2 protein-coding genes are annotated in these 910 nt (G+C 34.5%); both read left to right on the forward strand.

Annotated features, from left to right (window positions below; all coding sequences use genetic code 11):
- The first annotated feature begins 116 nt into the window (after positions 1–116).
- Positions 117–365 carry a DUF6364 family protein gene (locus JCM15548_RS20685; RefSeq protein ID WP_062129137.1) on the forward strand — a complete coding sequence of 83 codons (249 nt, stop codon included), beginning with the start codon at positions 117–119 and terminating at the stop codon, positions 363–365.
- Positions 366–367: 2 nt separating this feature from the next.
- The gene (locus tag JCM15548_RS20690; RefSeq protein ID WP_062129139.1) at positions 368–793 is read left to right on the forward strand and encodes a type II toxin-antitoxin system VapC family toxin; all 426 of its coding nucleotides are present in this window, start codon (positions 368–370) and stop codon (positions 791–793) included.
- Positions 794–910 lie beyond the last annotated feature (117 nt).

Below are 910 nucleotides of genomic sequence, written 5' to 3' on the forward strand. Positions count from 1 at the left end.
GTTAGTGGCAAGCAAAACAAAAAAAACTGCCACGTGCAATTCATATTTTATTTGCACGTGCTATGAATTTGAATTAATTTTACACGTATAAAATTTTTAAATTGGAGGAGTGTAAAATGAATACTAAACTGACACTTACAATAGAGCAATCTATAATTGAGAAAGCAAAGAAGTACGCATCAGGAAAAGGCAGAAGTCTTTCTGATATAATTGAGAATTATCTGAAAATTATAACGAAAGAAGAGCAAGCCAAGGAGGTTGAATTGACGCCCATTGTGAAATCTCTAAAGGGGACATTTAAAGAACCTATAAACTTTGATTATAAAACGGAGCTCTCAAAGAGACTTGCAGAAAAACACCTGTAAGAATGAAAAGAATATTGATTGACACCGACGTTATTCTGGATTTCTTTTTCGACAGAAAACCATTTTCAGACAATGCAGCTAAAGTATTAGCCCTTTGCGAATCTAAAGCTATTACGGGCCATATTACTTCAGTGATTATAAGTAATGTTTACTATTTGTTGAGACAGAATGCTAAGCACGAAAAAGTGGTTGATAAATTAAATCAATTAATATCCATTACTGAAGTGTTGACTACCGATAAAGAAGCAATTTTGCGAGCCCTAAACTCACCTTTTAAAGACTTTGAAGATGCTTTACAGAACTTCTCCGCAGAAATGATTGGAGACATAGATGTGATAGTCACCCGGAATACTAAAGATTTTAAAAACAGCGCATTAGGAGTCATGACTCCGGAAAATTATTTAAAGGTATTAATTGCCAGCCACTAACACGCGTTATAGTGCATGGCTAAATATCATATTTAAAGCAAGTTTCGTCCACTTAAGAACATTCTTAACGGCCAGAAAGTATATACCAAGTAGATTAGCCACGCACCATATCGCTAT

The organism is Geofilum rubicundum JCM 15548, from assembly GCF_000974365.1.
In the GTDB taxonomy this organism is placed as follows: Bacteria; Bacteroidota; Bacteroidia; order Bacteroidales; family Marinilabiliaceae; genus Geofilum; species Geofilum rubicundum.

Coding starts and splice junctions, on each gene's coding strand:
- JCM15548_RS20685 (WP_062129137.1), top strand. CDS start 117: ATGAATACTAAACTGACACTTACAATAGAGCAATCTATAATTGAGAAA.
- JCM15548_RS20690 (WP_062129139.1), top strand. CDS start 368: ATGAAAAGAATATTGATTGACACCGACGTTATTCTGGATTTCTTTTTC.